The following is a 1,401-nucleotide window of genomic DNA, read 5'->3' as shown; positions in this document are numbered from 1 at the left end:
AGATGCTGAAGATCCAGCCGGAGGGGCCCTTCCACCTGATCGGCTGGTCCTACGGCGGCACGGTCGTGCAGGCCGTCGCGGAGGCGCTGGACCGGCGTGGGCACGAGATCGCCCTGGTGGCCATCCTGGACTCCCGGCCGGGTGGGCATGGCTCCACGGAGATAGCCGGCAAGACGCTGCCGGACTACCGGGCGGATATCGAGGAATTCTTCGGCCGGTACATAGGTACCGGCAACCAGGGGCAATTCTTGGACGCCATGGCGAAAGTAATGACCAACAATACGACCCTCATGATCGATTTCGAGTCGCCGGTCTACCGCGGCGATGTTCTGTACTTCCATGCGACGCATCAGCGCGAATCGTTCGCGCACCTGTGGCGCCCTTACGTCCTCGGTTCCCTCGAGGTGTACGACGTGCACTCCACGCACAACGAAATGCACATGCCTGCGCCCGTGGCCGAAATTTTCGAGGTCCTCAACCGCACACTGGCACAGTGACGACATCTATTTCTGATTGGGGTTGGTCGGGGTGACGGAACCTGGCATGTCCACGGAATACCGAGGCCAGGCCGCGCTGCTGTGCGTGCCGTTCGCGGGAGCGGGTCCTTCGTTCTTCCATCCGTGGCGGGAGCTGGCCGGTGACCGGTGGAATGTGCTTTCGGTCGCGCTGCCAGGCAGGGAGAAGCGGCTCCTGGAGACGCCGTACCGGAATGTCGTCGAAGCGGCCAAGAACTCGGTCGACGACATTGTCGCGGAACTCGGCGCGGGGGCGCGGACCGTGTTGTTCGGGCACAGCCTGGGCGCGGTGCTCGCGTACGAGCTGGTGCACCTGCTGAGTACACGCGGTGTACACGTCGAGCGGTTGATCGTCAGTGGATCGCCGGGGCCGTGGACACAGCGCGAGAGGCGGGCGACGGGGCTCCCGGACGAGGAGTTCCTCGCCCGGGTCGAGGAGTTCGCGGGGTTCAGGCACGAGGCTCTGGACCATCCCGAGATGCGTGAACTGATCCTCCCTGTGCTCCAGGCCGACTGCGAGATGCACGAGAACTACGTCCCGAGCACCGACGAGCCGGTGTCGGTGCCGATCTGCTCGCTGCGAGGTGACTCCGACGGCCTGGTCACCGCGGAGGAGGCGCAGCAGTGGCGGGACGCGACCACGTCGAGTGAATTCAGCTATGTGGAATTCCCGGGCGATCACATGTATCTGGTCGATCGCGCCCGGCAGGTCCTCGATGTGATCGAGGCGGAATCCGCCCGCGGTCGCTAGCGGGGTGGTGGGCAGTCACCTGCGGGGCAGGCCCTCGGGGAGACTCGTGGCCCTGGCCGGCTCGGCCGGGGCCACTCGCATGTATCAGCGCATCCGTGTGGGCCGGGCATTCGTGTCCCGTCGACGGGACACGAA

2 protein-coding genes are annotated in these 1,401 nt (G+C 65.7%); both read left to right on the top strand.

Translation table 11 applies throughout. The annotated features are described in order from the left end of the window. The coding region (locus GAS53_RS54865; protein ID WP_263974273.1) for a thioesterase domain-containing protein at positions 1-497 on the top strand (497 nt) is incomplete at its 5' end. A 46-nt stretch (positions 498-543) separates the two neighbouring features. Continuing rightward, a complete protein-coding gene (locus GAS53_RS54860) occupies positions 544-1,266 on the top strand; it encodes a thioesterase II family protein (protein ID WP_151485301.1) in 723 nt (240 codons plus the stop codon). Positions 1,267-1,401 lie beyond the last annotated feature (135 nt).

Origin of the sequence: Streptomyces albicerus, assembly GCF_008905045.1 — a bacterium.
Lineage (GTDB): Bacteria > Actinomycetota > Actinomycetes > Streptomycetales > Streptomycetaceae > Streptomyces > Streptomyces albicerus.
Note: the sequence above shows the minus strand (reverse complement) of the source record. Positions and strands in the feature narration are given on the sequence as shown.

Bases quoted from the DNA above. Each gene is read 5' to 3' on its own strand.
- GAS53_RS54860 (WP_151485301.1), top strand. From the start codon at position 544: ATGTCCACGGAATACCGAGGCCAGGCCGCGCTGCTGTGCGTGCCGTTC.